This window comes from Nocardioides cynanchi (assembly GCF_008761635.1).
Lineage (GTDB): Bacteria > Actinomycetota > Actinomycetes > Propionibacteriales > Nocardioidaceae > Nocardioides > Nocardioides cynanchi.
The window spans coordinates 2568240-2594840 of the sequence record NZ_CP044344.1; the positions used below are offsets into that span (position 1 = coordinate 2568240).

At 70.9% G+C, this 26601-nt stretch carries 23 protein-coding genes and 1 tRNA gene; 9 read left to right on the top strand and 15 right to left on the bottom strand.

Annotated elements, in window-relative coordinates:
• Window positions 1–38: 38 nt before the first annotated feature.
• A complete protein-coding gene (locus E3N83_RS12375) occupies window positions 39–2654 on the top strand; it encodes an ATP-binding protein (RefSeq protein WP_151083542.1) in 2616 nt (871 codons plus the stop codon).
• 71 nt (window positions 2655–2725) lie between these two features.
• Window positions 2726–2998, top strand: a complete 273-nt coding sequence (locus tag E3N83_RS12380; protein ID WP_151083543.1) for a DUF4242 domain-containing protein — start codon at window positions 2726–2728, stop codon at window positions 2996–2998.
• 12 nt (window positions 2999–3010) lie between these two features.
• Here the strand turns inward: E3N83_RS12380 and E3N83_RS12385 are convergent, their stop codons facing one another.
• The 3 genes from E3N83_RS12385 to E3N83_RS12395 are packed head-to-tail and all read right to left on the bottom strand — an operon-like array spanning window position 3011 to window position 6664.
• Entirely contained in the window at window positions 3011–4723 is a 1713-nt protein-coding gene (locus E3N83_RS12385) for a sensor histidine kinase (RefSeq protein WP_151083544.1), read from the bottom strand.
• Between the two features lie 50 nt (window positions 4724–4773).
• The gene (locus E3N83_RS12390; RefSeq protein ID WP_151083545.1) at window positions 4774–6153 is read right to left on the bottom strand and encodes an MBL fold metallo-hydrolase RNA specificity domain-containing protein; all 1380 of its coding nucleotides are present in this window, start codon (window positions 6151–6153) and stop codon (window positions 4774–4776) included.
• Between the two features lie 10 nt (window positions 6154–6163).
• Window positions 6164–6664: a universal stress protein gene (locus E3N83_RS12395; RefSeq protein ID WP_151083546.1), complete on the bottom strand. Its 501-nt coding sequence runs from the start codon at window positions 6662–6664 to the stop codon at window positions 6164–6166.
• A 107-nt stretch (window positions 6665–6771) separates the two neighbouring features.
• On the opposite strand from E3N83_RS12395, the gene E3N83_RS12400 reads away from it, so the two are divergent.
• The gene (locus E3N83_RS12400; protein WP_151083547.1) at window positions 6772–7221 is read left to right on the top strand and encodes a hypothetical protein; all 450 of its coding nucleotides are present in this window, start codon (window positions 6772–6774) and stop codon (window positions 7219–7221) included.
• A gap of 126 nt (window positions 7222–7347) precedes the next feature.
• Here E3N83_RS12400 and E3N83_RS12405 read toward each other — a convergent pair.
• Window positions 7348–7428: transfer RNA gene (locus E3N83_RS12405), tRNA-Tyr, on the bottom strand.
• Window positions 7429–7521: 93 nt separating this feature from the next.
• On the opposite strand from E3N83_RS12405, the gene E3N83_RS12410 reads away from it, so the two are divergent.
• The gene (locus E3N83_RS12410) at window positions 7522–8013 is read left to right on the top strand and encodes a YajQ family cyclic di-GMP-binding protein (protein ID WP_151083548.1); all 492 of its coding nucleotides are present in this window, start codon (window positions 7522–7524) and stop codon (window positions 8011–8013) included.
• 27 nt (window positions 8014–8040) lie between these two features.
• Here E3N83_RS12410 and E3N83_RS12415 read toward each other — a convergent pair whose 3' ends face one another.
• The 3 genes from E3N83_RS12415 to E3N83_RS12425 all read right to left on the bottom strand — a co-directional run bounded on the left by E3N83_RS12415 (window position 8041) and on the right by E3N83_RS12425 (window position 10598).
• Entirely contained in the window at window positions 8041–8808 is a 768-nt protein-coding gene (locus E3N83_RS12415) for a hypothetical protein (RefSeq protein ID WP_151083549.1), read from the bottom strand.
• Between the two features lie 191 nt (window positions 8809–8999).
• Window positions 9000–9686: a class F sortase gene (locus E3N83_RS12420; protein WP_151083550.1), complete on the bottom strand. Its 687-nt coding sequence runs from the start codon at window positions 9684–9686 to the stop codon at window positions 9000–9002.
• A gap of 6 nt (window positions 9687–9692) precedes the next feature.
• Window positions 9693–10598 (bottom strand): DUF4397 domain-containing protein, encoded by a 906-nt coding sequence (locus E3N83_RS12425; RefSeq protein WP_191907792.1) that lies wholly within the window; start codon window positions 10596–10598, stop codon window positions 9693–9695.
• Window positions 10599–10793: 195 nt separating this feature from the next.
• Between E3N83_RS12425 and E3N83_RS12430 the strand changes: the two genes are divergently transcribed.
• Complete coding sequence (locus E3N83_RS12430; RefSeq protein WP_151083552.1) at window positions 10794–11402, top strand: hypothetical protein; 609 nt, start codon at window positions 10794–10796, stop codon at window positions 11400–11402.
• A 33-nt stretch (window positions 11403–11435) separates the two neighbouring features.
• Here E3N83_RS12430 and E3N83_RS12435 read toward each other — a convergent pair whose 3' ends face one another.
• Genes E3N83_RS12435 through E3N83_RS12450 form a run of 4 tightly spaced genes read right to left on the bottom strand, consistent with a single transcriptional unit; the run spans window position 11436 to window position 15104 of the window.
• Window positions 11436–12428, bottom strand: coding sequence for a sulfate/molybdate ABC transporter ATP-binding protein (locus E3N83_RS12435; RefSeq protein ID WP_151083553.1), 993 nt, complete (start codon window positions 12426–12428; stop codon window positions 11436–11438).
• Entirely contained in the window at window positions 12425–13237 is an 813-nt protein-coding gene (locus tag E3N83_RS12440) for a sulfate ABC transporter permease (RefSeq protein WP_151083554.1), read from the bottom strand. The genes E3N83_RS12435 and E3N83_RS12440 overlap by 4 nt, the downstream gene beginning before the upstream one ends.
• Window positions 13230–14078 (bottom strand): sulfate ABC transporter permease subunit CysT, encoded by an 849-nt coding sequence (cysT, locus tag E3N83_RS12445; protein WP_151083555.1) that lies wholly within the window; start codon window positions 14076–14078, stop codon window positions 13230–13232. Before cysT ends, E3N83_RS12440 begins: the two co-directional genes overlap by 8 nt.
• Before the next feature lie 3 nt (window positions 14079–14081).
• A complete protein-coding gene (locus E3N83_RS12450) occupies window positions 14082–15104 on the bottom strand; it encodes a sulfate ABC transporter substrate-binding protein (protein ID WP_151083556.1) in 1023 nt (340 codons plus the stop codon).
• A 268-nt stretch (window positions 15105–15372) separates the two neighbouring features.
• Between E3N83_RS12450 and E3N83_RS12455 the strand changes: the two genes are divergently transcribed.
• From E3N83_RS12455 to E3N83_RS12470, 4 genes are all read left to right on the top strand, one after another.
• Entirely contained in the window at window positions 15373–17316 is a 1944-nt protein-coding gene (locus E3N83_RS12455) for a 2-oxoacid:acceptor oxidoreductase subunit alpha (protein ID WP_151083557.1), read from the top strand.
• Window positions 17313–18410, top strand: coding sequence for a 2-oxoacid:ferredoxin oxidoreductase subunit beta (locus tag E3N83_RS12460; RefSeq protein ID WP_151083558.1), 1098 nt, complete (start codon window positions 17313–17315; stop codon window positions 18408–18410). Before E3N83_RS12455 ends, E3N83_RS12460 begins: the two co-directional genes overlap by 4 nt.
• A 2-nt stretch (window positions 18411–18412) precedes the next feature.
• Entirely contained in the window at window positions 18413–19336 is a 924-nt protein-coding gene (gene rarD / locus E3N83_RS12465; protein WP_238342882.1) for an EamA family transporter RarD, read from the top strand.
• A 121-nt stretch (window positions 19337–19457) separates the two neighbouring features.
• Window positions 19458–20381, top strand: coding sequence for a hypothetical protein (locus E3N83_RS12470; protein WP_151083559.1), 924 nt, complete (start codon window positions 19458–19460; stop codon window positions 20379–20381).
• An 87-nt stretch (window positions 20382–20468) separates the two neighbouring features.
• Here E3N83_RS12470 and E3N83_RS12475 read toward each other — a convergent pair whose 3' ends face one another.
• Genes E3N83_RS12475 through nuoL form a run of 4 tightly spaced genes read right to left on the bottom strand, consistent with a single transcriptional unit; the run spans window position 20469 to window position 26600 of the window.
• A complete protein-coding gene (locus E3N83_RS12475; RefSeq protein WP_238342883.1) occupies window positions 20469–21488 on the bottom strand; it encodes a polyprenyl synthetase family protein in 1020 nt (339 codons plus the stop codon).
• A complete protein-coding gene (nuoN, locus tag E3N83_RS12480; RefSeq protein ID WP_151083560.1) occupies window positions 21485–23092 on the bottom strand; it encodes an NADH-quinone oxidoreductase subunit NuoN in 1608 nt (535 codons plus the stop codon). Before nuoN ends, E3N83_RS12475 begins: the two co-directional genes overlap by 4 nt.
• A complete protein-coding gene (locus E3N83_RS12485) occupies window positions 23089–24660 on the bottom strand; it encodes an NADH-quinone oxidoreductase subunit M (protein ID WP_151083561.1) in 1572 nt (523 codons plus the stop codon). The genes nuoN and E3N83_RS12485 overlap by 4 nt, the downstream gene beginning before the upstream one ends.
• Window positions 24657–26600, bottom strand: a complete 1944-nt coding sequence (gene nuoL / locus E3N83_RS12490; protein WP_202879217.1) for an NADH-quinone oxidoreductase subunit L — start codon at window positions 26598–26600, stop codon at window positions 24657–24659. Before nuoL ends, E3N83_RS12485 begins: the two co-directional genes overlap by 4 nt.
• Window position 26601: the final 1 nt, after the last annotated feature.

The following is a 26601-nucleotide window of genomic DNA, read 5'->3' on the forward strand; positions in this document are numbered from 1 at the left end:
CACTGTCCCCCGGGGCCCGGTCGCGGGAGGATGCGTGCGTGGTCGACACGTTGCCCCGCCCGGACCCCCTGGCGGCGGTGGGCGAGGCCCTGGAGAGCGCATCGGCCGGGGCGGGTCGCCTGGTGCTGCTGGCCGGCGAGGCCGGCTCCGGCAAGTCGACCCTGATCCGGCAGTTCGCCGACACGGCGGCCAGGCGGCACGAGGTGCTGGTCGGCTACTGCGAGCCACTGAGCACGCCGCGTCCGGGCGGCCCGCTCCTCGACCTCGCGCCCAGGCTGGGCGGCGAGCTGGCCCATCTGCTGCGCGAGGGCCGGCGCGACCACCTGCTCGACGCGGCACTCGCTGCGATGACCGCGGGCGACGCGACCCGGGTCGTCGTCTTCGAGGACATCCACTGGGCCGACGCCCTGACCCTGGACCTCCTCGGCTTCCTCGCGCGACGCATCGACGGGCACCGGCTGCTGGTGCTGGCCAGCTACCGCGACGACGAGGTCGACCCCCAGCACGCGACCCGGGCCTGGCTCGGCGACGTCACGGCGTACCCCGGCGTGCGCCACGTGTCCGTCCCGGCGCTCACCGTCGGCGAGGTGACCCGCCTGGCGGAGGGCTCCGGGCTCGACCCGGCCTCGCTGATGGCCCAGACCGACGGCAACGCCTTCTTCGTCTCCGAGATGATCGCTGCCGGTACGCCGCTCCCGGGACGTGTGCGGGACGCGGTGATCGCCCGCCTCCAGCGGCTCCCCGAGCCGGCCAGGAGGGCACTGGCGGCGGCCGCGGTCCTCGGCCCGCGGGCCGAGCCGCAGACGCTCCTCGCGATGCCGGAGGTCCGCGCGACCTCCTTGGACGAGTGCGTGAGCGGTGGCTTCCTGCGGTTCGACCCGCCCGCCTTCGAGTTCCGGCACGAGATCGTGCGCGAGGCCGTGCTGGCCTCGCTCGGGCCGGCCGCGCTGCGCTCCCTGCACGCGGCCGCGCTCTCCCTCCTGGCCGCCCGGGCCGAGCCGGACCTGCTGCCCCGACTGGCCGAGCATGCCGAGCGCTGCGGTGACCGGGCGGCCGTGCTCCGCTTCGCGCCGGAAGCCGCCGAGCACGCCTCCCGGCTCGGGGCCCACCGCGAGGCCGCCGGGCAGCTCGCCCGCGCCGTCGCCGCTGCCGACCTCGAGCCGGCCGCCCGGCGTGCGGACCTGCTGGAGCGGTGGGCCACCGAGCTCTGGCTGACCGGTCGGCACCAGGCAGCGGTGGCGCCCCGCACCGAGGCCCTCGAGCTCCGTCGGTCCCTCGGTGACCCGGCGGGGATCGCGTCGGGGCTGACCATGTTCGCCCGGCTCTACCTGGACCTGGCCCGTCCTGCGGAAGCGGCGGCGGCCGCCGACGAGGCGGTCCGGGTGCTGGCCGACGGCCCGCAGGACGCGGCGTACGGACGCGCCATCGCCGCCCTCGCCGGGCTCGAGCTGGTGATGGCCCGCTACCCGACGGCGATCGAGTACGCCGAGCTGGCGCTGCGGGTCGCCGACGAGGTGGACAGCACGTGGATCCGGAGCCACGCCCTCGGCACCCTCGCCTACGCCCGGATGGCCGAGGGCGATCTCGACGCCCTCCCCCTCGCCGAGCAGGGCCTCCAGCTGGCCGTGTCCAACGGACTGCACGACCTCGCCGGCCGTGCCTACCAGAACCTCTCCTGCCTCGGCGTGGACTACGGGCTCCCCGAGCTCGCGGAACGCTTCCAGCCGGACGGCCTGGCCTACTGCCGAGCCCACGACCTGGAGGGCAACGGGATCTGCCTGGAGTCCGACCGGCTGCTCTACCTGATCGACGCGGGCGAGTGGGAGGCCGCCGCCAGCGACGCGCCGGCACTGCTGGCCCTGGTGGACCCCTCGCCGATCCTGCGGTTCGTGGCCCTGGTCCCGACCGTGCGCCTGCTGATCCGCACGGGGCAGCCGCACGCCGACCTGCTCGCCGAGGCGACCCGGATCGCCGCCACGCTGTCCGACCCGCCCCGGCTCACCCAGGCCCTGGCGGCACGTGCGGAGTCCGCCTGGCTGTCCGGGACCCTGTCCGCGATGCGCGCCGACCTCGAGCGGGCCCTCGACGATGCGGTCGCGACCGGTGACCGGTGGATCGTCGCCGAGGTCGCCTACTGGTTGCACCGCCTGGACCCCGACCGGCCGTTGCCGGAGCAGATGGACGGCGCCTGGGCGGTGGAGCTGCTCCGGCCGCCCCGCGAGGCCGCCGAGACGTGGCGCCGGTTGCGACGCCCGTACGCCGCAGCCGTCGCCCTGCTGGCCGGCGACGAGGCCGATCTGCGTGAGGCACTCTCGGTGCTGACCGAGCTCGGCGCCGTACCAGCCGCCCGCATCGCCCGGGCCCGCCTGCGTGAGCTGGGGGCGACCGGGGTCGAGCGGGGCCCGCGGCCGGCCACCGCGGCGAACCCCTGGGGGCTGACCGCGCGGGAGGACGAGGTGTGGGGGCTCCTGGCCCAGGGACTCACGAACGCCGAGATCGCGGGACGCCTCGTACTCTCCGAACGGACCGTCCACCACCACGTCTCGTCGGTGCTCGGCAAGCTGGGCGTCCGCACCCGGACCGAGGCCGCGGCGCTCGCGGCGCAAGCTGGGCAGCACCAGCTCCAACCTGGGCAGCAGATGCCGATCCGCTGACCTGCGCTGCTTCGTAGGTTCGACCCACCGGTCCGCACGGGGCCGGATCGGACCACGAACGGAGCACGACGATGGCGCGATTCATGGTGGAGCGGACCTTCCCTGACGGCTTGCACATCCCGGTCGACGCAGACGGCGCCGAGGCCTGCCTCGGCGTCGTGAACCGCAACGCCGAGGTGGGGGTGACCTGGGTGCACTCCTACGTCAACGAGGACAAGACCAGGACCTTCTGCCTGTACGACGGCCCGGACGTGGAGTCCATCCAGCGCGCGGCCGAGCGCAACGGGCTCCCGGTCGACAGCGTGACCCGGGTCAGCGTGCTGGACCCGTACTTCTACCGGTGACCGACGGCTGCCTCAGTCGAGAGGGACGGACCACACCAGGGTCGTCCCGCCGAGGTCGGGGATCTCGGCCAGCACCATCGAGCCGTTGCGGTCCTCGGCCCGGCGGCGCATGTTCTCCAGGCCGCTGCGACGGCCGTCCTCGCCGAGGCCGCACCCGTCGTCGCTGACGGTGAGCGTGAGCTGGGAGGTGGTGGCGTGCACGGTCAGCACCACCGTCGACGCGCCGGCGTGCTTCCCGACGTTGGTCAGCGCCTCGCGCACCACGGCGGTGGCGTCGACAGCGACGTCCTCGCTGCTGAGGGAGTCGATCGGCCCGTCGAAGTCGATCCGCGGCTCGCAGCCCAGCACCGGACGCACCTCGGAGACCACGTCGAGGATCTGGCTGCGCAGGCTGCTCGCCGACGGCGGGCTCAGCTGGAAGATCAGCCGGCGGATCTGCCGGATCGCGTCGTCCATCGCCCCGACGACGCCCTTCAGCGCTGACGAGTCCCGCTCGTCGGTCAGATGCGCCGCGGTGGCCTGGATCATCAGCCCCGCGGCGAACAGCTGCTGGACGACGTGGTCGTGGAGGTCGCGGGCGATCCGGGCGCGGTCCTCCAGAAGCAGCACCCGTTGCTGGTCGCGGCGGGCGTCGGCCAGCTCGAGCGCTACCGACGCGTGGGTGGCGAAGGTTGTCGCCATCTCCTCGTCCGCCATGGAGAACGGCCGCCGGTGGGGCGACCGGGCCACGACCAGGGTGCCGCGGACGCCCTCGCGGCCGATCAGCGGAAGCACCATCACCGGGCCGATCCGCACTCGGTCGGCCAGGTAGATCGTGCGGCCGTCCACGCTCTCGGTCTCCTCGGCGTTGACCAGCCGGACCGGCTTGCCGGTCCGCAGGACCAGCTCGCTGAGCGTGCCCGACATCAGGTAGCGGTCGTTCTCGATGCTTGCCGCCTGCGGGCCCTCGGCGGCCACGACCCTCAGCTGCGCCGTGTCGAGGTCGGGCACCACGAGCGTGGTCAGGTCGGCCTCCGCCAGCCGCTGCACACTCCTGGCGATCAGGTGGAACGACTGGTCGTTTCCTTCCAGCAGGCGCTGGGTCACGACGGTGGACGACGCCAGCCAGGCCTGCCGGTGCTCGGACTCCTGGAAGAGCCGGGCGTTCTCGATGGCGATGCCGGCCGTGGCAGCCAGGGCCGCGACCAGCTCCTCGTCCTCGACACTGAAGCCGACGTCGTCGGTACGGGTCAGGTAGAGATTGCCGAAGACCTCGTTGCGCACCCGGACCGGCACCCCGAGGAAACCCTTCATCGGCGGGTGGTGGTCCGGGAAGCCGACCGAGCGCGCGTGGTGCGAGAGGTCGTCGAGCCGGATCGCGGCCGGCTGCTCGATCAGCAGGCCCAGCAGCCCCTTGCCCTCCGGCAGGTGGCCGATCGCGGCGACGGCTTCCTCGTCGATGCCCACGTGGACGAACTCCTCGAGTCCGATGCCCTCGATGCCCACCACGCCCAGCGCGCCGTACTCGGCGTGGGCGAGGTCGACCGCGGCCTCCACGATCCGGCGCAACACCGTGGCCAGGTCGAGGTCGCCCACGATGGTCAGGTTGGCCTCGAGCAACGTGCGCAGCCGGCTCTGGGCGCCTTTGACGTCCTGGGCTCGCTCGATGAGCTCGCTCAGGAGATGGTCGAGTCCCATCGAGGGGAGCGCGAGCTCGCCCTGGGCCTCGGAGTCCCCGTCCTCCACGGGTGGAGCCTAGACCCTCAAGGGTGGGGGTGGTTGCGAGCGGCGCGGACTCAGCCCAGCCGGACCCGCTCGCCGTACCGTGGCACCACGGCGTTCCAGTGCAGCTTCTCGCAGATCCGGGCCGCCAAGGCGGCCGACGACGCGGGCTCGCCGTGTACGACGTACACGCTCTGCGGTGCGCGCGGAGCGCGACCCAGCCAGGCGACGAGCTCCGAGGAGTCGGCATGCACCGAGAAGTCGGCGACCTGCACGACCTCGGCCCGGACCGGTACGTAGCGCCCGTGCATCTTGAGCTGCCGGGCGCCCTCGAGCAGCTGGCGGCCGCGGGTCCCCTCGGCCTGGTAGCCGGTGAGGATCACGGTGTTGCGCTGGTCGGGGAGCTGGTGTCGTAGATGGTGCACGACCCGCCCGCCCGTTGCCATCCCGGAGGCGGAGATCACGATGCTCGGGTACGACGGCTTGTTCAGAGCGATCGACTCGTCGGCGTCCCGGACCCGGTGCACCATCGGCAGGTCGAACAGGTCCGCACCGTGCGCCTCTGCGCGCAGGTGCCCGCCGCCGGCCCGAGTGGCGTGCCGGTAGACGTCGAGCGCGGCCAGCGCCATCGGGCTGTCGACGTACACCGGCAGGTCCGGGATCCGGCCGGCCCGGCGCAGCCGCTCGAGCTCGAGCAGGACCAGCTCGGTCCGGTCGACGGCGAAGGCGGGGATCAGCACGCTCCCCCCGCGCTGCGCGGTCCGGCGTACCGCATCGGCCAGCACGTCGTCGTCGGGCGCGGGGTGGTCGCGACCGCCGTAGGTCGACTCCACCACGACCACGTCGGAGTCCGGAGGATCGGCCGGGGGCAGCAGGAGCGGGTGGTGCGGCCGGCCCAGGTCTCCGCTGAACAGCACCCGGGTCCCGTCGACCTCGATCGTTGCTGTCGACGAGCCCAGGATGTGACCGGCCGGGTGCAGGGTCACGGCCAGGCCGCGCGCCAGGACCCGACGCTCGAGGTAGTCCGCGGGCACCAGCAACGGCAGGGTCCGCTCGACGTCGGTCCGGTCGTAGAGCGGCAGCGCCGGCCGGTGCTTGGAGAACCCTTCCTGGTTGGCGTACCTCGCGTCCTCCTCCTGGAGGTGGGCGCTGTCACGCAGCACGATCGCCACCAGCTCCGCGGTCTGGGGGTGGCACACGATCGGCCCGGCGAACCCGTCCTTCACCAGCTTGGGGAGGTAGCCCGAGTGGTCGAGATGGGCGTGGGTGACCACCACGGCGTCGAGACTCGCCGGGTCGAAGTCAACGGGCGTCCAGTTGCGGCGCCGGAGCTCGGCGACCCCCTGGTAGAGACCGGCGTCGACCAGGACGCGTCCCAGTGCCCCCTCCACGAGGAACCGGCTGCCGGTCACGGTGCCGGTGGCGCCGAGGAAGGTCAGGGTGGGGCTGGTCATCGGGCGCCTCCTAGCTGGCAGCCGCCTCCGCGTGGGCCTCCCGGGGCTCGGGAACCACGACGACGGGCGCGCTGGAGTGCCGCAGGCAGTACTCGCCGACCGAGCCCAGCACCTTCCGACTGGCCGAGCTCATCCGGCCGCTTCCGACCACGACCATCGCCGCACCGGCGGACCGGGCGGCGAGCACCCGGCCGGGGTGGTCGTGGACGACGACGTGCGTGACCGGCGGCCGCGGAAGGCCACGGGCCAGTGCCGCCGAGAGCTCCAGGTCCTGCAGGGCCAGAGCCAGCGCCCGCCCGGCGTCGACCGGGCTGGTGGCCCCGGGACCCGCCTGGCGGGGGTTGGCCAGCCAGCCGGTGACCAGCTCGACGCCGAGGCCGCGCGAGTGGCCCTCGGAGAGGGCGAAGTCCAGCGCGGCGGCGCTGCCCTGGCTGCCGTCGACACCGACGACGATCACCGGGGGATCGTCGGCAGAGCGCCCGCGGCTGCCCGGCGATGCGGAAGGGGTCATGCATCGAGGATGGCCGCTGGATCGCGGGCCTCCCACCGGCCTTCGCCCCGGAGCCTCGGGACGTTCGGCACTGGAGACGCGCACGCTGCCCGGGTGACCGTGAAGCGGTGAGGACCACTGACCGGCGCAGCATCTGGTACGACGTGGGCTGGCCACTCCTGGCCGGCCTGGTCGGGGCGCTCGGGCTGATCCTGGCCTACCTGGGGATCGGCCTGGTCGGCACCGTCGTGGCGTTCGCCCTGATGGAGCTGACCGTGGCGCCGACCGCGTGGAGCCTGATGACCGAGGCGGGCCGCCCCGGCCGCCCGGCGATCCTGGAGGTGGCTCCGGCGTGCGCCCTGGTCACCGTGGTGGCGATCGGCCTGGTCGACGGGCTGGAGCTGTGGGCGCTCCCGCTGATGGCCCTCGTGGCCCTGACCTCGCCGCTGCTCCTCGAGCAGCGCCGCCGGGCCTGGGTCCGCCGCTACGGCTCGGACCGCGCGGAGATGCGACGGGAGTTCGACGAGATCGTGGCCCACGGGTTCGGCAGCGACCGGACCGACCGCCCGGGGACCTGAGGCCCCGCTAGCAGGATCGTGCGGTCGGGCGGGCAGCGGCGACGCTGCCGCTCGTGGAGCCACGACGACGTACCTCCGAGACCCAAGAGGCCTCTCGCCCCCATGGTGGTGGGCGAGAGGCCTCTGTGGCAGGTGAAGGATTCGAACCTTCGAAGCTTTCGCGACGGATTTACAGTCCGTTCCCATTGGCCGCTCGGGCAACCTGCCGTGCCGTCGGGCACCCGCGTTTGGCCGGGCGACAGCAAGTCGGAAGAATAGCAAGGCAGCACCGGAGACCCGAAACCGCCAGGAGGCAGCAAGATGGCCGACAGCTCGTTCGACATCGTCAGCAAGATCGATCGCCAGGAGGTCGACAACGCGCTGGGCCAGGCAGCACGCGAGGTGGCGACCCGCTTCGACTTCAAGGGCACCGGCGCCAGCATCGAGTGGCAGGGCGAGCACGCGATCGAGATCAGTGCCTCGGCCGACGACCGGGCCACGGCCGTCCTCGACGTCTTCAAGGACAAGCTGGTCAAGCGGCAGCAGAGCCTGAAGATCCTCGACGCGGGCGAGCCGCGGCAGTCCGGACAGGTGTCCAAGATCTCGATCACTCTCAAGGAGGGCATCACCTCGGAGGATGCCAAGAAGATCTCCAAGCTGATCCGCGACGAGGGCCCCAAGGGGGTCAAGGCGCAGATCCAGGGTGACGAGCTCCGGGTGTCGAGCAAGAAGCGGGACGACCTCCAGGCGGTGCAGGCCCTGGTCAAGGGCCAGGACTACGACTTCGCGGTGCAGTTCACCAACTACCGCTGACCCGGCTGTGACCGGTCGTGCACCCGGTCAGGACAGGTCCAGCTGAGCCATCACCCGGTCGTCCGTGTGACCCCTGCCCAGGACCGCGCGCCACGCGCCGCCGGCCGGGCCGCCGCACGGACGCGGCAGTGCGTGGGGGCGGTCGGGCGAGCACGCCATGGCCAGCACCCGGCCACCCAGGACGGTGTAGCGGGCCCGGTCGACGGGTTGCTGGGGCGTGGCCACGTCCAGTGCGGTGAACCGGGCGAGGACCCGTCCTGCCACCGTCGAGCTCCTGTCGAGCGCTCCGTGCAGCAGGTAGCTGACGTAGATGTGCCGGCCGGCCGGGACGACGTAGGTCTGACCCGGCCCGTGGCCCGCGAGCGCCGGCGCTGTCGCCTGCTGACCGTCCGACGCGATGAGCAGGTCGCTCACCGTCACCGCTCCGGGGGCCAGTCCGGGCACGTGCGGGAGGCGGATCGTCAGCCGACTGACGTCACCCCCGGTGTGGACCCAGTGGGTGACGCGGAGGTCTTCGGGCGAGACCACCCTGCTGCGGACGTACGCCGTACCCATCGGAACCGGCACCGGTGCGGCGTAGCTGCGGAAGGAGACGGTGGCTCCCTGGTCCTGGGGCGAGGCCGCCAGATGAAACGCGAGCACGGCCATGGCTGCGATCTCCAGCCCCACGACGACGAGGAGGATGAGGGTGGAGACGGAGAGGCGGCGCGGCGCCGCGCCGGTCCGGGTCGGCGTCGGGGGCGTGGCCACCGGCTCCGAGACGAGCTCGAGGCTTCGCACCTCTGCGACGTCCACCACGCCTGCCGAGGGCCCGTGACGCTGGGGGCGCTGGCCCACGCCGACGTACTGACCACTGATCCTGGGGCGGGGCTCCGGTCGGGGTGCGACCGGACGCGGCCGAGGCTGCGGCGTGCGCACCTGGGCACTGCTGATGCTTCTCGGTGTGGACCGCTGGTTCCGGTTCCACTTGCCGTTGCGCTTCGTGCTCATCGGGAGCTCCTGCTCAGGACCTCCGTGGTCGGGACGGCGGTGACCACCGCGAGGTTCTGGTAGCCGCCTCGGGCCGCGTCGTAGGGGCCGGCGCAGGTCACGAGCACCAGCCGCCGGTCGCCCCGCGCCGAGAAGAGGTGGTGACGCCGGGCGAGCGTCCGGCGCGGCACGAGCCGCAGGGAGGTGACGGCGAATGCCTGGCTCAGGTGGCGGGACGCGAGCACGATGCGCTGGCCGGCGCGCGCGGAGAGCAGGGTGGCATACGGGCCGAGGCCCTGGGTGGTGGAGTCGACGTGCGCGGCCAGCAGCGTCACGCCGAACGGGTCGCCGAGCCGTGACCCACCCCGCCACCAACCGGCCTCTCGGATGTCGTCGGGTACGGCGAGCGCTCCGTCGCCGGTGGTGCCCGCCGGCCGGATCGGGACCACGGTGCCGTCGGGGAGCCGGCTGGCGGTCGGGCGCTCCGGTGCCGGCGCACCGGTACGCCGCGCCGGAACGGCGGCCAGGGTCGTCACCGTGCGTCCGGGTTCCGCCGTGCGGCGGTTCGGCGCGGCGACGTGGGCCTCACCCTGCCCCGACCACACCCCGGTGAGGACACCGACCGTGAGCCCGGCGACCAGGCTCGCGGCGATCATCAGGACGCCGATCGACGGCCGTCGGCGTCCCTGTCCGAGATGGGTCATCGCAGCTCAGCGTCGTCTGAGGGGGCGCCGCCCCGACCCTCGTCGTGCCGTGAGCACCATCGCCAGCCCGACGAGCACCGCGACCATCGTCGTCGCCATGGGTCGGAGCGAGGGCGACGTCGCAGCGGTCGCGCCACTCGACGTGGGAGTCACCGAGAAGGGCCGGACCGGGAGGTCCGCAGCGAGACCGGCGGTCCCGGTGTCGATGCTCGCCGGGGCGACGGCGCCGTTCGAGCCGAGCCCGGTCTTGTGCACGATCACGTTCATCGAGTGGGTCCGGGGGTTTCCGACGGCGTACACCATGGTCACGGTGCCCGCTTCGAGGCTCACCCGCAGCGGCCCCAGGATGGGGGGTGAGTCCTGCCCGGCCGGCAGGAGAGCGACCGAGTGCGCGCCGGCGGCGACCTCCGCCGTGGCGTACTCACCGTTGGCGATGTCGTGGAACACCACCGCGCCGTCGACGCGGACGTCGGCCGGCGCCACCGTGGCGGTGTGGGCGATCAGGACCCGAGCCTTGCCGGGCGGAATCGGCCCCATCGGCGTGCGGTAGGTGTTGACGACCGGGCTCCCGTCGACCTGGGCGGGCAGATGCACGACCACGTCGCTGCTCGACCCTGGGGCGACATCGACAGTGGTGACCAAGCGGGTGGTGCCGTGCGAGAACTCGACCTGGTGTGCACCGGGTGCCACCGGGATCGGTCCGAGGACTGCTCCCGTGGTCGTGCCGCGTTCCACGACCCTGCCGTCGATCGCGATGTCGAGATCCTGCTGCGGCAGGGCCTGGACCAGGACCAGCCGACCGGCGGGTGCGCTCGTGGACGACGAGGCGGCGACGACCGGTGCCGCTGCTGTGCCGGACAGGGTGATGGCGGCGAGGACGGACGCACCCGCCACCCGGATCAGCGCTGACATCAGGCATCCCCCGAAGGCTGCCGGTGGGGCCCCCGTTGGCACCCACCCCCGACGACGGGAACATGCCCCCTTCAGGACGGTCAAGGCTCGTGCGAGCGAATCACCGGGATTGGTGAGGGCTCCGGGTCCGTCCGCCATGGTCGGTGACGTGCCGAGGACAGGGCTGGTTCGCTGCCGGGCGAGTACCGTCGAGGTATGTCCTCCACCCCGATCGTCGTCAACGAAGCCCTTCCCGAGTCCGGCGAGGCATGGCGCGATGCTGCGGAGGTGGGGATCGAGGAGTCACGCGACGCGTGGGCCGAGGCGGCCCGCCCGATCCTGATCGAGGTGGCCAGGCACTACCAGCAGGTGATCACCTACAAGGACCTCGCGACGCAGGCGCAACGAGTGACCGGGGTGCGCAGCACGCAGCAGATGCACTACTGGATCGGCGACGTGCTCAAGCGGGTCTCCACCGACTCCTTCGGCCGCGGCGAGCCCCTCCTGTCCGCACTCTGCGTGAGCTCCGACGGCAGCGTGGGCGAGCGCTACGCCGCTGCGGTCGCAGCGACCACGGGCGACCTGACCGACGACAGCGCCGGCGACGGTGACGACCACGCCGCCCTGCAGCGGCTCGCCTGCTACCGCCACTTCAAAGCGGCGGACCTGCCGGCCGACGGAGGGTCCCCCGCGCTGACCCCCCAGCTCACAGCGCGCCGCGCTCGGGCCAAGAAGGTCAGGCTGGCCGAGGCTCCGATCGACGTGTGCCCGAAGTGCCACACCCAGCTCCCGGCGACCAAGGTCTGCGACAACTACTGCACCTGATCCGCGCGCGGTGGCGAATCGCGACCGGCAGCGTCAGGAAGCCGTCTCGAGCACCTGCGGCTTCATCGCCGGGACCGTCGAGGCACCCGAGGCGGGGGTCAGCCAGACGCGGACACCCTCCTCGAGGCCCAGGGACCGAGCGTGGGCCCGGGTGGTGACCACCGAGACCTCCTGGCCGTCCTCGGTGCCCGCTACCAGGCGCACCTCGAAGCCGACCCGGGTGTAGCGCAGGATGTCGGCGGCGGTGCTGCCGGCCAGGTCGGGCGTCAGCGCGATCTCGATGTCGTGGGGACGCAGCCGGGTCTGACCGAGCTGGGTGACCTCACCCAGGAAGCCCATCACGAAGTCGTTGGCCGGCGCGTCGTACAGCTGGTCGGGGCTGCCGACCTGCTCGATCCGGCCGTCGTTGATCACCACGATCTCGTCGGCGACCTCCAGGGCCTCCTCCTGGTCGTGGGTCACGAAGACGGTGGTGACCGGCACCTCGTCGTGCAGCCGTCGCAGCCACTCGCGCAGCTCCTTGCGGACCTTGGCGTCGAGCGCGCCGAACGGCTCGTCGAGGAGGAGCACCTTCGGCTGGATCGCCAGCGCACGGGCCAGGGCCATCCGCTGGCGCTGACCGCCGGACAGCTGCGCGGGCAGGCGCTCGGCGAACTGCGAGAGGTGGACCAGCTTGAGGAGCTCGTCGACCCGCTCGGCGATCTCGGCCTTGGGCCGGTTGCGGATCTCCAGGCCGAAGGCGACGTTCTTGGCGACGGTCATGTGCTTGAAGACCGCGTAGTGCTGGAAGACGAAGCCGACGTTGCGCTTCTGCGGCGCGGTGCGGGTCGCGTCGACGCCCTCGATCGTGATCGTGCCGGTGTCGGCGCGCTCCAGACCGGCGATGATCCGCAGCAGGGTCGACTTGCCGCCACCGGAGGGCCCGAGCAGGGCGGTGAGCTGGCCGGTGGGCAAGGAGACGGTCACGTCGTCGAGGGCGACGAAGTCACCGAACTTCTTGTTGATGTGGGAGATGTCGATGCTCATTCGGAAGACTCCTTGGGGCGCAGCAGAGAGACGAGGACGATGCACAGAACGGCGAGCAGCACGAGGACGAAGGAGATCGCGTAGGCCTCGCCCTGGGAGAAGTTGTTGTACTCCTGCTCGACCGCCTGGGAGGCGGTCTGGGTCTGTCCGATCAGGTTCCCCGAGACGATCTTGACCGCTCCGAACTCGCCGAGCGACCGCGCCAACGTCAGGACGACGCCGTACACGATGGCCCACTTGATGGCGGGCAGGGTGATCCGGCGCAGGGTCTGGAAGGCGTTGGCGCCCAGGCTGGTGGCAGCCTGCTCTTGGTCGTCGCCGATCTCGGTGAGCACCGGGACGACCTCGCGAACGACCAGGGGGAGCGAGACGAAGCAGGTGGCCATGATCATGCCCGGGCTGCTGAAGATCACCTGGATGCCGTGGGCCTCCAGGGTCGGCCCGAACCACCCGGTCCGGCCGTTGTAGACCAGCAGCAGGGCGAGACCGATCACGACCGGGGACACGGCCATCGGCAGGTCGATCAGTGCCGAGAGGGCACGTTTGCCCGGGAACTCGTAGCGCACGAGGAGCAGCGCCATCCCGACCCCGAAGACGGTGTTGATCGCGACCGCCCAGAGCGACACCTCGATCGTCACGATCATGGCGTGGACGACGTCGGGATCGGAGAACGCGGCCTGGAAGTTGCCGAGGCCATCGGAGAAGGCGTTCTGGACCAGCGTGATCATGGGCCAGCCCACGAGCAGGAACACGTAGGAGATCACCACCAGGCGCAGGGCCCACTTGGCGGGGGTCGAGAGCTCAACCACGGCGGGCCACCCTTCGTTGGATGATGTCGAGGGCGACGATCACGAACAGTGCGACCGCGAGCATGATCGTGGCCAGCGCGGCCGCACCGGTCTGGTCACCCCCCTCGACGAAGCTGTAGACCCGTACCGAGACGACCTCGGTCTTGTAGGGCAGCATGCCGCTGAGCAGCACCAGAGAGCCGTACTCCGAGATCGCCCGGGCGAACGACAGGGCGGCCCCGGCCGCGATCGCGGGGACCAGCGAGGGCAGCACGAGCCGACGCAGGATGGTGCCCCGGTTCGCCCCGAGCGAGGCCGCCGCCTCCTCGACATCTGTGTCGAGCTCGGCCAGCACCGGCTGGACCGTGCGCACGATGAACGGCAAGGTGACGAACGCCAGGGCCAGGGTGACCGAGGTCCGCTGGTTGGCGACGTTGATCCCGAGCGGGCTCTTCGGGCCGTAGAGGCCGAGCAGCACCAGCCCTGCCACGATGGTGGGCATCGCGAACGGGATGTCGATCAGGACGTCGAGGACCCCGCGTCCCCAGAACCGGTCGCGCACCAGCACCCAGGCGATCAAGGTCCCCATCACGACGTTGACCAGGGTGACCAGGAGGGACTGCGTGACGGTCAGCCTGATCGCGGCCCAGGTCTGGGGGTTCTTCAGGGTGTCGATGTAGCCCTGCCAACCGTCCTGACCCGCTGTGACCACGATCGCGGCGAGCGGGATCAGGACGAGGAGGCTGAACCAGATCATGGCCACCCCGAGCCCGACGGAGGAGCCCCGGGTCAGGGTCGAGTGGACACCCGGTCGGCCGCGCCCGACCGACCGGGTGTCCTGTCCGAGGACGGCAGTCGACATGTGTCAGCTGCCGACGTGGAGGCCGGCGATCATCTTGGTGATGATGCCGTTCGTCTCGTCGAAGAACTTCGTGTTGGCGGTGTCCCAGCCACCGAAGGTCTTGTCGATCGTGTACTGCGTCTTGACCGCGGGGAACGGGTTGCTCGGGTCGTTCGCACCCGGCACGTCCACGTTGATCCCGCTGATGACCGGGCGGAAGCCGGCCTTGGCGTAGTCGGTCTGCCCCGGGGTGCTCAGCTGGAACTTCAGGAAGGCCTTGGCGGCCGTCGAGGCGTCCTTGGTCAGTGCGACGGGGTTCTGGATCAGCAGGGTGTCGTCGGGGACGATGTAGTCGACGTCGTCGCCGGCGGCGCGGGCCGCGATCGAGTCGTTCTCGTAGGCGAGCAGGACGTCGCCGTTGCCCGCGACGAAGGAAGCGAGAGCGTCGCTGCCGCTGCCCGGCAGAGCGACCACGTTGTGGAGCAGCTTGTCCACGAACGCCTGCGCCTGGGCGTCGGTGCCGCCCTGGCCGCTGACATGGGCCCACGCCGCCAGGATGTTCCACTTCGCCGAGCCGGACGAGGCGGGGTTCGGCGTGACGATCTTGACACCGGGCTTGGTCAGGTCGTCCCAGCTCTTGATGCCGAGCGGGTTGCCCTTGCGAACCAGGAACACGACCTCGGAGTCGGTCAGGATCCCCTGCGTCGGGGTCTGGTTCCACGAGGAGTCGATCAGGCCGGCATCGACGATCTTCGAGACGTCGGGCTCCAGGGAGAGATGCACCTCGTCGGTCGGCAGGCCACCGATCACCGCGCGCGACTGGTCGCCGGAGGCGCCGTAGGACGTGGTGAAGGAGACGCCCTTGCCGGCGGCGGTCTTCTTGAAGTCGGCGATCACCGGCTCGTTGGCGGTCTTGAGGACCGAGAAGCCGACGACGCTGACCTTGTCGGAGCTGGAAGAGCCGCTGGAGGAGCCGCATCCGGACAGCAGGGCCGGGACGATCGTGGCTGCGGCAACGATCGTCGCCAGCCTGATCCGCTTGGTCATGTGAGTCTCTACCTTCGTTCTCGGGTGGTAAGTAAACGTAAGTAACGTTGTTTGGTAGAGATTAGCACCCGATGCCGCGGATTGCGCATCCACGTCTCGCCCACGGCGCCTGCGGGGTCCGCCCGCGTGGGCAGACTCACTGTCCAGATGCGCGGATCGGCTCGGTGCGCCCCCGGGACCGGACTATCGTGGGGGAGTTGCGCCGTCTCCCGGACCGGGCCGGGAAATCCTGGCGCGAGACGACCGGGTCACAGAAGGAAGTGCAGCGTTGAGCAAGCAGGTCAAGCGGCTCGACCGCGTGATCATCCGGTTCGCAGGCGACTCCGGCGACGGCATGCAGCTGACCGGGGACCGGTTCACCCAGGAGTCCGCGTCGTACGGCAACGACCTGTCGACGCTACCCAACTTCCCGGCCGAGATCCGGGCCCCGCAAGGCACCCTGCCCGGCGTGTCGTCGTTCCAGGTCCACTTCGCCGACCACGACATCCTGACCCCGGGCGATGCCCCGGACGTGCTGGTGGCGATGAACCCCGCAGCGTTGCGGGCCAACCTCGCCGACCTGCCCAAGGGCGCGACGATCGTGGTCGACACCCACGACTTCACGGCCCGCAACCTCGCCAAGGCCGGGTACGCCGCCAACCCGCTCGAGGACGACAGCCTCGGCGAGTACGCCGTCCACCCTGTCGACCTGACCGGCATGACCGTCGAGGCGGTCAAGGAGTTCGGGCTCTCGCGCAAGGACGCCGCCCGCGCCAAGAACATGTTCGCGCTCGGCCTGCTGTCGTGGCTCTACGGCCGTCCGACCGAGTCGACCGTGGCGTTCCTCCAGAAGCGCTTCGCCAAGGTGCCTGACATCCGCGACGCCAACGTCCGGGCCTACCACGCCGGCTGGAACTTCGGTGAGACCACCGAGACCTTCGCGGTGTCCTACGAGATCAAGCCGGCGCCGATGGCGACGGGCACCTACCGCAACATCACCGGCAACCTGGCCCTGGCCTACGGGCTGATCGCCGGAGGCGTGCAGTCGGGGCTGCCGATCTTCCTCGGCTCCTACCCGATCACCCCCGCCTCCGACATCCTGCACGAGCTCAGCAAGCACAAGTCGTTCGGCGTCACGACCTTCCAGGCCGAGGACGAGATCGCCGGCATCGGCGCCGCCCTCGGCGCGTCGTTCGCCGGCCGGCTCGGCGTGACCACCACGTCGGGGCCGGGCATCGCCCTGAAGTCCGAGACGATCGGTCTGGCCGTGATGATCGAGCTCCCGCTGCTGGTCATCGACGTCCAGCGGGGCGGGCCGTCGACCGGGCTGCCGACCAAGACCGAGCAGGCCGACCTGCTCCAGGCGATGTTCGGCCGCAACGGCGAGTCGCCGGTGCCGATCGTGGCGCCCCGCTCCCCCGGCGACTGCTTCGACGCGGCGCTGGAGGCGATCCGGATCGCGGTCACCTACCGCACGCCGGTGATGCTCCTGTCCGACGGGATGCTGGCCAACGGCTCCGAGCCGTGGCGCATCCCGGAGCTCTCCGAGCTGCCCGAGATCGACCCCGCCTTCGCCACGACCACCAACCACGGCTCGGGTGACGAGTCGGAGTTCTGGCCGTACCTCCGCGACGAGCAGACGCTGGCCCGGCCGTGGGCGATCCCCGGCACGCCCGGACTCGAGCACCGCATCGGCGGGCTGGAGAAGGGCGACGGGCACGGCAACATCAGCTACGACCCCGCCAACCACGACTTCATGGTCCGGACCCGCGCGGCGAAGGTGGAGCGGATCGCTGAGTCCCTGCCGCCGCTCGAGGTCGACGACCCCGGCGCCGCGGACGGCAGCCACGCGAAGGTCCTCGTCCTCGGCTGGGGCTCGACGTACGGTCCGATCGGCGCCGGCGTACGACGCGTGCGCAAGGCGGGCTACCACGTCGCGCAGGTGCACCTGCGCCACCTCAACCCCTTCCCCCGCGACTTGGGCGAGATCCTGGCGCGCTACGACAAGGTGCTGATCCCCGAGATGAACCTCGGCCAGCTGGCACTGCTGATCCGCAGCCGCTACCTGGTCGACGCGGTCGGCTACAACCAGGTCAACGGGATGCCGCTGAAGGCGGCGGACCTCGCGGAGGCGATCGGCAACCTGGTGGCCGACGCCGAGGGGATCGAGGTGGACCTGACCGGGATCGGCACGGGACGGGTCGACACGATGGCTGGAGGAGACGAGCGATGAGCACGACGGATCTGGGTCTGCCCGAGATGCGCAGCGGCATCGAGCTGGTCCCGACCAACGACGCGAAGCAGACCGGCAAGGAGTACACCTCCGACCAGGAGGTGCGCTGGTGCCCGGGCTGTGGCGACTACGCCGTGCTGAAGGCGGTGCAGAGCTTCCTGCCCGACCTCGGCCTGCGCCGGGAGAACATCGTCTTCGTCTCGGGCATCGGCTGCTCCTCGAGGTTCCCCTACTACCTCGAGACCTACGGCATGCACTCCATCCACGGCCGCGCCCCGTCCATCGCCACCGGCATCGCCACGTCGCGCGAGGACCTGTCGGTCTGGGTGGTCACCGGTGACGGCGACGCGCTCTCGATCGGCGGCAACCACCTGATCCACGCGCTGCGTCGCAACGTGAACATGACGATCCTGCTGTTCAACAACCGCATCTACGGCCTGACCAAGGGGCAGTACTCCCCCACCTCCGAGGAGGGCAAGGTCACCAAGTCGACCCCGATGGGCTCGGTCGACCACCCGTTCAACCCGGTGTCGCTGGCCTTGGGAGCGGAGGCGACGTTCGTGGCCCGCACCATCGACTCCGACCGCCGGCACCTCACCGGGGTGCTGTCCGCGGCCGCGGCCCACCGGGGCACGTCGCTGGTCGAGATCTACCAGAACTGCCCGATCTTCAACGACGGAGCGTTCGACGCGGTGAAGTCCCCGGAGACCCGTGACGACGCGATCATCCCGCTGGTGCACGGTGAGCCGATCCGCTTCGGCGCCGACGGCGGGCAGGGCCTGATCCGGGACCAGGCGACCGGCGGCGTCAAGGTGGTCAGCGTGGGCGACCAGCCCGACCAGGTCGACCCCGGCGACCTCCTGGTGCACGACGCCTACAGCCCGGACCCGACCACAGCGTTCGCGATCTCGCGGCTGACCGACGCCGGTCGCCTGCACCAGGCGCCGATCGGGATCTTCCGCCAGGTCTCCCGCCCGACGTACGACGACCGGGCGCGCGAGCAGGTCCACCAGGCGTCGGCGCACCTCACCGGCACCCCCACCGAGCGGCTGGCCGGCCTGATCGGTGGCGGCGACACCTGGACGGTCGCCTGAGCGTGGCCCGTCCCGCCATCACGGAGTCTCGGCGTGGCCTCCTGCTGGGGGTGGCGGCGTACGCGATGTGGGGCGCGTTCCCGCTCTACTGGCCGCTCCTGGAGCCGGCCGGAGCACTGGAGATCCTGGGCCACCGGATCTTCTGGTCGCTGGTGGTGATGGGTCTGCTGGTCGTCGCGCTCGGCCGGTGGCCGGTCGTGCGCGGTCTGATCGCCGACCGCCGGGTGCTGCGGCTGCTCACCCTGGCGGCGTGCCTGGTCACGGTCAACTGGGCGACGTACATCTGGGGTGTCACCAACGGCCACGTCGTGGAGACCTCGCTGGGCTACTTCGTCAACCCGCTGGTGACCGTGCTGATGGGGGTGTTCATCCTCGGTGAGCGGCTCCGGCCCGGCCAGTGGGCCGCGATGGCGGTCGCCGGGCTGGCGGTCGTCGTGCTCAGCGTCGACTACGGCCGGCTGCCCTGGGTGGCCCTGGTGCTCGCGTTCTCCTTCGGCAGCTACGGCCTGTGCAAGAAGCAGGCCAACGCGCCGGCGGTGGAGAGCCTGACCGTGGAGACGATGGTGATCGGGCCGCTCGCCCTGGCCTACCTCGCGTGGCTGACCTGGCACGGGAGCTCCAGCTTCGTCGACCACGGCGCCGGCCATGTGCTGCTGCTGCTGAGCACCGGCATCGTCACCGCCGTGCCCCTGGTCTGCTTCGGGGGTGCCGCGATCCGGGTGCCCATGGTCACGCTGGGCCTCCTGCAGTACCTCGCCCCGATCCTCCAGTTCGCCCTCGGCGTCCTCTATTTCCACGAGGCCATGCCCGCTGGCCGCTGGATCGGCTTCGTGCTGGTCTGGTTCGCCCTCGTGGTCTTCACCGTCGAGTCACTGCGGCACCGCCGGGTCACCCTGCGGCTCGCGGCCGAGGCCTGCGCTTACTGAGTGCCCGGGTCGTGTGCCCCACGACGCGCTCCGCCGCGTCCTCAGGCACACGACCCGAGCATCCGGTGGGGCTGTGGATGAGCTCGGCATCGTTGTCGGTCGACGCGGGACGATCGCTCGCGTGGATCCACTCGACGATCTGATCGCGCACCAGTCAGGCATGGTTGCGCGCCGTCAGCTCCTCGCCCTCGGGCTCGACGCCGACCGGGTCCGCAACCAGGTGGCCGCGGGCCGTTGGGTGCCGCGGAGTCCACGGGTCGTCTCGACCACGACCGGCGACCTGACGTGGCAGCAGCGGTGCTGGTTGGGCGCCCTGCATGCCGGCCCACGCAGTCTCGTCGGAGGCCTCACTGCGGCGGAGGTCTGGGGCCTCGAGCGGTGGACGCGACCCCAGGTGACCGTGCTCGTGGACGACGAGCTCAGTTTCGAGCCGGTACCGGGCATCTCGTTCTTCCGCAGCCGACGACCCTTCCAGCTCCTCGCCTCGCCTCGGGCCGGGCTCCCCCTGGTCCGCTTCGAACCGGCGGTCCTGCTGTTCGCCGCGTACGAGGCGCAGCCCCGTGCCGGCCACGGCGTGCTGGCTGCCTCGGTCCAACAGCGGCTCACCACCGCGGCCCGGTTGGAGGAGTGGATCGACCTTCTCCATCCCCTGCGCCGCGCCCGATCCTTCAGGCGCAGCCTCGTCGACATCGGCTCGGGCGCCCACTCGGCCGCTGAACTGACTGTGCGGCGCATGTGCCGACGCCACCGGCTGGCCCTTCCCGCGCGCCAGACGCCACGCGTGGACCGGGCGGGACGACGTCGCTGGACCGACTGCGAATGGGATCTCCCGGGCGGCGACGTCCTGATCCTGGAGATCGACGGGAGCTTCCATCTGGAGGTCGAGCAATGGTCCGCGGACATCCGCCGAGCCAGACGCCTGACCAGCCGTCACCGGATCGTGGTGAGGTGTACGACGTACGAGCTCCACCACGAGGACCACGAGGTGGCTGCGGACCTGATCGCGTTGGGCGTCCCCCGCACCCGGCCGCATGACGCAGCCTGACCGACGACACATCAGGTCGTGTGCCCCACGAGGCGCCCCACCGCGTCCTCAGGCACACGACCCGCGGGGTGTCGCGACGGCGGGCGCTCAGGTGGAGCGGTGGGCCACGTGGTCGGCGAAGGTCTCCAGCGCCTCGCGCACCGGGCCGGGCGGGAGTGCGGTGAGCAGCGCCTTGGCCTCCTGGGCCCGGGCGACGACGTAGTCGCGGGCGTCGTCCATCGCCGGGTGCGCCCGCAGCAGCGCGAGCGCCTCGGCGTGCAGGGAGTCGTCGCTCAGGTCGGAGTCGAGGAGCTCCAGCAGCCGGGCGTCCTCGGGGCGGGCCGAGACCCGTGCCATCAGCACCGGCAGCGTGGGCACGCCCTCGCGGAGGTCGGTGCCGGGAGTCTTGCCGGACTCGTCGGAGTCGGAGGCGATGTCGAGGATGTCGTCGGAGAGCTGGAACGCCGTGCCGACGATGTCGCCGTACGCCGTCAGCGCCTCCTCGACCTCGCGGTCGGTGCCGCCGAACCGGGCGCCGTAGCGGGCAGAGGTCGCGATCAGCGAGCCGGTCTTGCCGGCCACCACGTCGAGGTAGTGGGCCAGCGGGTCCTCGCCGGGCCCGGGCTGCACGGTCTCCTGGATCTGCCCCTCGACCAGCCGGGTGAAGGTCTGGGCCTGGATGCGTACGGCGTCCGCGCCGAGCTCGGCGGTCAGCTCCGACGACTTCGAGAAGAGGAAGTCACCGGTGAGGATCGCGACGTGGTTGTCCCAGCGGGCGTTGGCCGACTCCGCGCCGCGACGCAGGGCGGCCTCGTCCATCACGTCGTCGTGGTAGAGCGAGGCGAGATGGGTCAGCTCCACCACGCAGGCAGCCGTGATCACCTCGTCGGCCTCGGGATGGGCACCGGCCTCCGCGGCCAGCAGCACGAGCATCGGCCGGAAGCGCTTCCCGCCGGCCGACATCAGGTGGCTGGCGGCGTCGGTCACGAACCGGGCCCGGCTCTGCACGTGCCCGGCGAGTGCCTCCTCGACGCGGACCATGCGCTCGGTCAGCCGTCGCGCCAGCGCCTCGTCGGCGACGGGCATCGCCAGGGAGACGAGCTCCTGGCCACCGGCGGATGGGCTCACCTGATGAATTGTCCCGCAACCCGAGCCAGATCGAGAACCGGGCCGGGCACGATGCCCAGCACGAGAGTCGCCGCGGCCGAGATCCCGATCGCGGTGGCGGTCAGCGCCGACGGGTGGGCCACGGAGGCACTCTGCTCGTCGGGCTCGTGGAAGTACATCACCACGATCACCCGGACGTAGAAGAACGCGGCCGCCGCGCTGGACAGCACGGCCACGATCACCACCGGCCAGGCACCCGCGGCCAACGCCACCTCGAAGACCGCCCACTTGCCGACGAACCCGGAGGTCAGGGGGATGCCGGCCATGCTCAGGAGGAACAGGGCGAACACGCCGGCGACGACCGGCGAGTGCTTGCCCAGACCGGTCCACCGCATGATCGTCGACTGCTCCCCCGCCGAGTCGCGCACCAGGCCGACCACGGCGAAGGCACCGAGCGTGGTCAAGCCGTAGGTGACCAGGTAGAACATCACGGCCTGCAGCGAGGTGATCTGGCCGGGGTGGATCTCACTGATCCCCTGCAGGCCCAGCACGCCGGTCAGCAGGAAGCCGGTGTGCGCGATCGAGGAGTAGGCGAGCATCCGCTTCATGTCGGACTGCACCAGGGCCAGCACGGTGCCGACCACCATGGTCAGGATCGCGATCACCCACATCATCGGCTGCCAGGTCCAGCGGGCGCTGCCGAACGCGACGTACAGCAGCCGGAGCAACGCACCGAACGCGGCGGCCTTGGTGGCGGCGGCCATGAAGGCCGTGACCGCGGTGGGGGCGCCCTGGTAGACGTCCGGCATCCAGGCCTGGAACGGCGCCGCACCGACCTTGAACAGCAGACCGACGGTGAGCATGCCCATGCCGAGCACGAGCAGCGTCTGGTTGCCGGTGTTGTTCAGGACGGCCTCGTTGATCGCCCCGAAGTCCATCGAGCCGGCGTAGCCGTAGATCAGCGCGACGCCGTACAGGAAGAAGCCGGAGGAGAAGGCGCCGAGCAGGAAGTACTTCATCGCGGCTTCCTGGCTGAGCAGCCGACGCCGACGCGCCAGACCGCAGAGCAGGTACAGCGGGAGCGAGAGCACCTCGAGGGCGACGAACATCGTGAGCAGGTCACCGGCCGCGACGAAGAGCATCATCCCGCCGATCGCGAACAGCAGGAGCGGGTAGACCTCGGTGTGGTCGAGCCCGGCCGACTGACGCTCGGACTCGGTGCCGGGCAGCGCGGCCGCCTGACCGGCGAACGCCGAGACCCCACCCTCGACCCGGCGCTCACCGAAGAGCAGCACACCGCCGAGACCGAAGACCAGCACCAGCCCCCACAAGAACATCGTGGGCCCGTCGATGGCGACCGTGCCCTGCGAGCCGAACAGGCCGCGCGCGGTGCCGGCGCCGAGTCGGGGCAGGTCGCCGGCGCCGATCACGACCCGGATCAGGGCCACCACGAGAGCGATCGACGCCACGCCCAGCTGGGAGAGGTAGCGACGCTCGCGGGGCAGGAACGCCTCGATCAGCACACCGAGGCAGGCCGCGGCGAAGACCACCAGGATCGGCAGCAGCTCGTTGTAGGAGATGTGCGGCTTGACGAAGGTGTCGGGCGTGGCGACGAGGGCGATCACTGCTGTCCTCCAGCGTTCTGCGCGACCAGGCCGGACGCCGGTGACGTCACGGTCGGTGCGGGATCGACGACGCCGACCTGCTGGAGCGTGTCCTGGACGAAGGGGTTGATCACGTTCAGCAACGGCATCGGGTAGAAGCCGAAGAGCACCAGGGTCAGGAAGAGCGGCGCCAGCGTGCCGACCTCACGGCGGTCGAGGTCACGGGTGACCTCGCGCTCGGGATCGGCCTCCATCGAGCTGCCGACCCCCGTGCCGGTCATCGTGCGCTGGTACATCCAGAGCACGTAGAACGCCGCGAGCACGATCGCCGAGACCGCGATGGCGCCGGTCCACCAGTGGTGCTGGAACGCCGCGATGATCACGAGCATCTCGGAGACGAACGGCGAGAGCCCGGGCAGCCCGAGCGCGGCCAGACCGAAGACGAGGAACAGCCCGGCCATCACCGGTGCCACCTTCTCGACTCCACCCATGGCCCGGATCGACGACGTGCCCCGGCGCTTGATCACGTAGCCGGCCACCAGGAACAGGGCGGCGGTGCCGATGCCGTGGTTGACCATGTAGAGGATCGCGCCGGCGCTGCCCTGGCTGGTGAAGACGAAGATGCCCAGCACGATGAAGCCGAAGTGGGACAGCGAGGTCAGACCGATCAGGCGGAGCATGTCGTCCTGGCCGATCGCCACCAGCGCGCCGTACACGATCGAGATCAGGGCCAGCGTGACCACGACCGGCGTCGCCCAGCGTGAGGCGTCGGGCAGGATGCCCAGGCAGTAGCGCAGCATCCCGAAGGTGCCGATCTTGTCGAGCACGCAGACCAGCAGCACGCTGGTGCCGGTGGTCGCCTGCTCGGTGGTGTCGGCCAGCCAGGTGTGGACCGGGAACATCGGGGCCTTGACCGCGAAGGCGATGAAGAAGCCCACGAACAGCCACTTCTGGGTCGCGGGGTCGATGCTCAGGCCGGACAGGTCGCTGAGGAGGTACGACGGGGTGCCGTGGTCGGCGGACACGACGTACAGGCCGATCACCGACGCCAGCATGACCAGGCCGCCGGCGAGCTGGTAGATCAGGAACTTCACCGCGGCCCGGCGACGCCCGTCGCGGCCGAAGCCGCCGATCAGGAAGTACGCCGGGATCAGCGTCGCCTCGAAGACGACGTAGAAGAAGAAGACGTCGGTGGCCGCGAAGACCGCCACGGCGGTGGCCTCGAGCGCCAGCACCCAGGCGAAGAACGCCTTGGTGTGCCCGGCGTCGGCGTCGTACCAGCTGGCGCCGATCACGATCGGCACGAGGACGACGGTCAGCAGCACCATCAGCAGGCCGAGGCCGTCGACGCCGACGGCGTAGTGGGCACCGAAGGCCTTGATCCAGGTCTGGTCCTCGGTGAACTGGAAGCCGTCGTGCACGTGGTAGCCGAACGCCATCACCACGGCGACGACGAGCGTCAGCACCGAGACACCGAGCGCGACCTGCTTGGGCAGCACCTTGGCATGGCCCTGCGGGAGGGCGGCGGTGACGATCGCGCCCAGCAGGGGCAGGGCGATCAGGACCGAGAGGAAGGGGAAGCCGCTCATGCTGCGTTCACCGCCAGGAGGGCCAGGACGACCAGCAGGGCGCCGAGGAGCACGGACAGGGCGTAGGAGCGGACGAAGCCGTTCTGGGCGCGCCGCAGCACGCTGCCGACACCCCCGATCGCCAGGGCGCCGCCCTCGACGACCCCGTCGACGCCGTGCCGGTCCATCGTGGTCAGCCCTCCGACCAGGCGGCCGCCGGGACCGATCACCAGGGTGTCGTTGACCTCGTTGCCGTACAGCTCGGCGCGGGCGGCGCGGGTCGCGAAGGAGACGTCCTGCGGTGCCTCGCGGGGCACGTCGCGCCTGCCGACCAGGAACCACGCGGTGGCCACGCCGACGCCGACGATCACGACCACGATCAGCGAGATCACCAGTGAGGGCAGCGGCGGGCTCTCCTCGGGCGCGGTACCGACGATCGGGGACAGGAAGTCCACGATCCAGTTGCCGGCCAGCATCAGGCCGCCGAGCGCCGACAGCGCGGCCAGCACCATCAGCGGCACCGTCATCACGCTCGGCGACTCATGGGGGTGCACACCGTCCGCCCAGCGCTTCTCGGTGAAGAAGGTCATCAGCATCAGCCGGGTCATGTAGAAGCCGGTGATGCCGGCGCCGATCATGGCCAGCACACCGACCAGCCAGTTCTGGGTCAGCGCGGTCTCGATGATCTTGTCCTTGGACCAGAAGCCGGAGAAGCCCGGGAAGCCGATGATCGCGAGATACCCCATGGCGAAGGTGATGAAGGTGACCGGCATCGCCTTCTGCAGAGCGCCGTAGTGGCGCATGTCCACGTCGTCGTCCATGCCGTGCATGACCGAGCCGGCGCCGAGGAACATGTTGGCCTTGAAGAAGCCGTGGGTGAGCAGGTGGAAGATCGCGAACGGGTAGCCGGCGATCCCCAGCCCGGCGCCCAGCATCATGTAGCCGATCTGGCTCATCGTGGACCCGGCCAGGGCCTTCTTGATGTCGTCCTTGGCGCACCCGATGATCGCGCCGTACAGGAGCGTCACCGTGGCCACGATCACGACGACCGTGCGGGCGTGTGGTGCGTAGTCGAAGATGAAGTTGGACCGCACGATCAGGTAGACACCGGCGGTCACCATGGTGGCCGCGTGGATCAGGGCCGAGACCGGCGTCGGGCCCTCCATCGCGTCGAGCAACCAGGACTGGAGCGGCACCTGGGCGGACTTGCCGCAGGCGGCCAGCAGGAGCAGCAGGCCGAGCGCAGTCATCGTGCCCTCGGACGCCCGCGGTGCGGCCGCGCTGATGATGCTGAAGTCGGTCGTGCCGAAGGTGACGAAGAACAAGCCGATGCCCAGCGAGAGACCGATGTCTCCGACCCGGTTGACGATGAAGGCCTTCTTGGCAGCGGCCGCTGCCGAGGGCTTGTACTGCCAGAAGCCGATCAGGAGGTACGACGCGAGGCCGACGCCCTCCCAGCCCAGGAAGAGGCCGAGGTAGTTCGCCGACAGCACCAGCGTGAGCATCGCCGCGACGAAGAGGTTGAGGTAGCCGAAGAAGCGGCGCCGACGCTCGTCGTGCTCCATGTAGCCGATGGAGTAGATGTGGATCAGCGAGCCGACCCCGGTGATCAGCAGCAGGAACAGCGCCGACAGGGGGTCGTAGAGCAGGTCGAAGCCCACGTGCAGCCCGCCGACCTCGAACCACGTGAACAGGTGCTGGCCGACCTGGCGGGAACTGCTGTCGCGGCCCAGCAGCGAGACGAACATGACCAGGCTGATCAGGAACGAGACCACGGGCAGGGCGGCCCCGATCAGGTGACCGGACTTGTCCAGGCGTCCCTTGGCCAGCGGCCCGCCCACCAGGAGGATCGCCGCACCGAGGGCCGGCAACGCGATGACCAGCCAGATCAGGGAGAGCACCCCGTCGGCCGATCCGGGGTGCACGACCGGAGCCGTCACGCCCTCAGCGAGAACGAACATC

Excerpts from the sequence above, each read along its gene's own strand:
- E3N83_RS12380 (WP_151083543.1), top strand. The coding sequence starts at position 2,726 with ATGGCGCGATTCATGGTGGAGCGGACCTTCCCTGACGGCTTGCACATC.
- E3N83_RS12390 (WP_151083545.1), bottom strand. The coding sequence starts at position 6,153 with ATGACCAGCCCCACCCTGACCTTCCTCGGCGCCACCGGCACCGTGACC.
- E3N83_RS12395 (WP_151083546.1), bottom strand. The coding sequence starts at position 6,664 with ATGACCCCTTCCGCATCGCCGGGCAGCCGCGGGCGCTCTGCCGACGAT.
- E3N83_RS12410 (WP_151083548.1), top strand. The coding sequence starts at position 7,522 with ATGGCCGACAGCTCGTTCGACATCGTCAGCAAGATCGATCGCCAGGAG.
- E3N83_RS12420 (WP_151083550.1), bottom strand. The coding sequence starts at position 9,686 with ATGACCCATCTCGGACAGGGACGCCGACGGCCGTCGATCGGCGTCCTG.
- E3N83_RS12425 (WP_191907792.1), bottom strand. The coding sequence starts at position 10,598 with ATGTCAGCGCTGATCCGGGTGGCGGGTGCGTCCGTCCTCGCCGCCATC.
- E3N83_RS12430 (WP_151083552.1), top strand. The coding sequence starts at position 10,794 with ATGTCCTCCACCCCGATCGTCGTCAACGAAGCCCTTCCCGAGTCCGGC.
- E3N83_RS12435 (WP_151083553.1), bottom strand. The coding sequence starts at position 12,428 with ATGAGCATCGACATCTCCCACATCAACAAGAAGTTCGGTGACTTCGTC.
- cysT (WP_151083555.1), bottom strand. The coding sequence starts at position 14,078 with ATGTCGACTGCCGTCCTCGGACAGGACACCCGGTCGGTCGGGCGCGGC.
- E3N83_RS12450 (WP_151083556.1), bottom strand. The coding sequence starts at position 15,104 with ATGACCAAGCGGATCAGGCTGGCGACGATCGTTGCCGCAGCCACGATC.
- E3N83_RS12460 (WP_151083558.1), top strand. The coding sequence starts at position 17,313 with ATGAGCACGACGGATCTGGGTCTGCCCGAGATGCGCAGCGGCATCGAG.
- E3N83_RS12485 (WP_151083561.1), bottom strand. The coding sequence starts at position 24,660 with ATGAGCGGCTTCCCCTTCCTCTCGGTCCTGATCGCCCTGCCCCTGCTG.
- nuoL (WP_202879217.1), bottom strand. The coding sequence starts at position 26,600 with ATGTTCGTTCTCGCTGAGGGCGTGACGGCTCCGGTCGTGCACCCCGGA.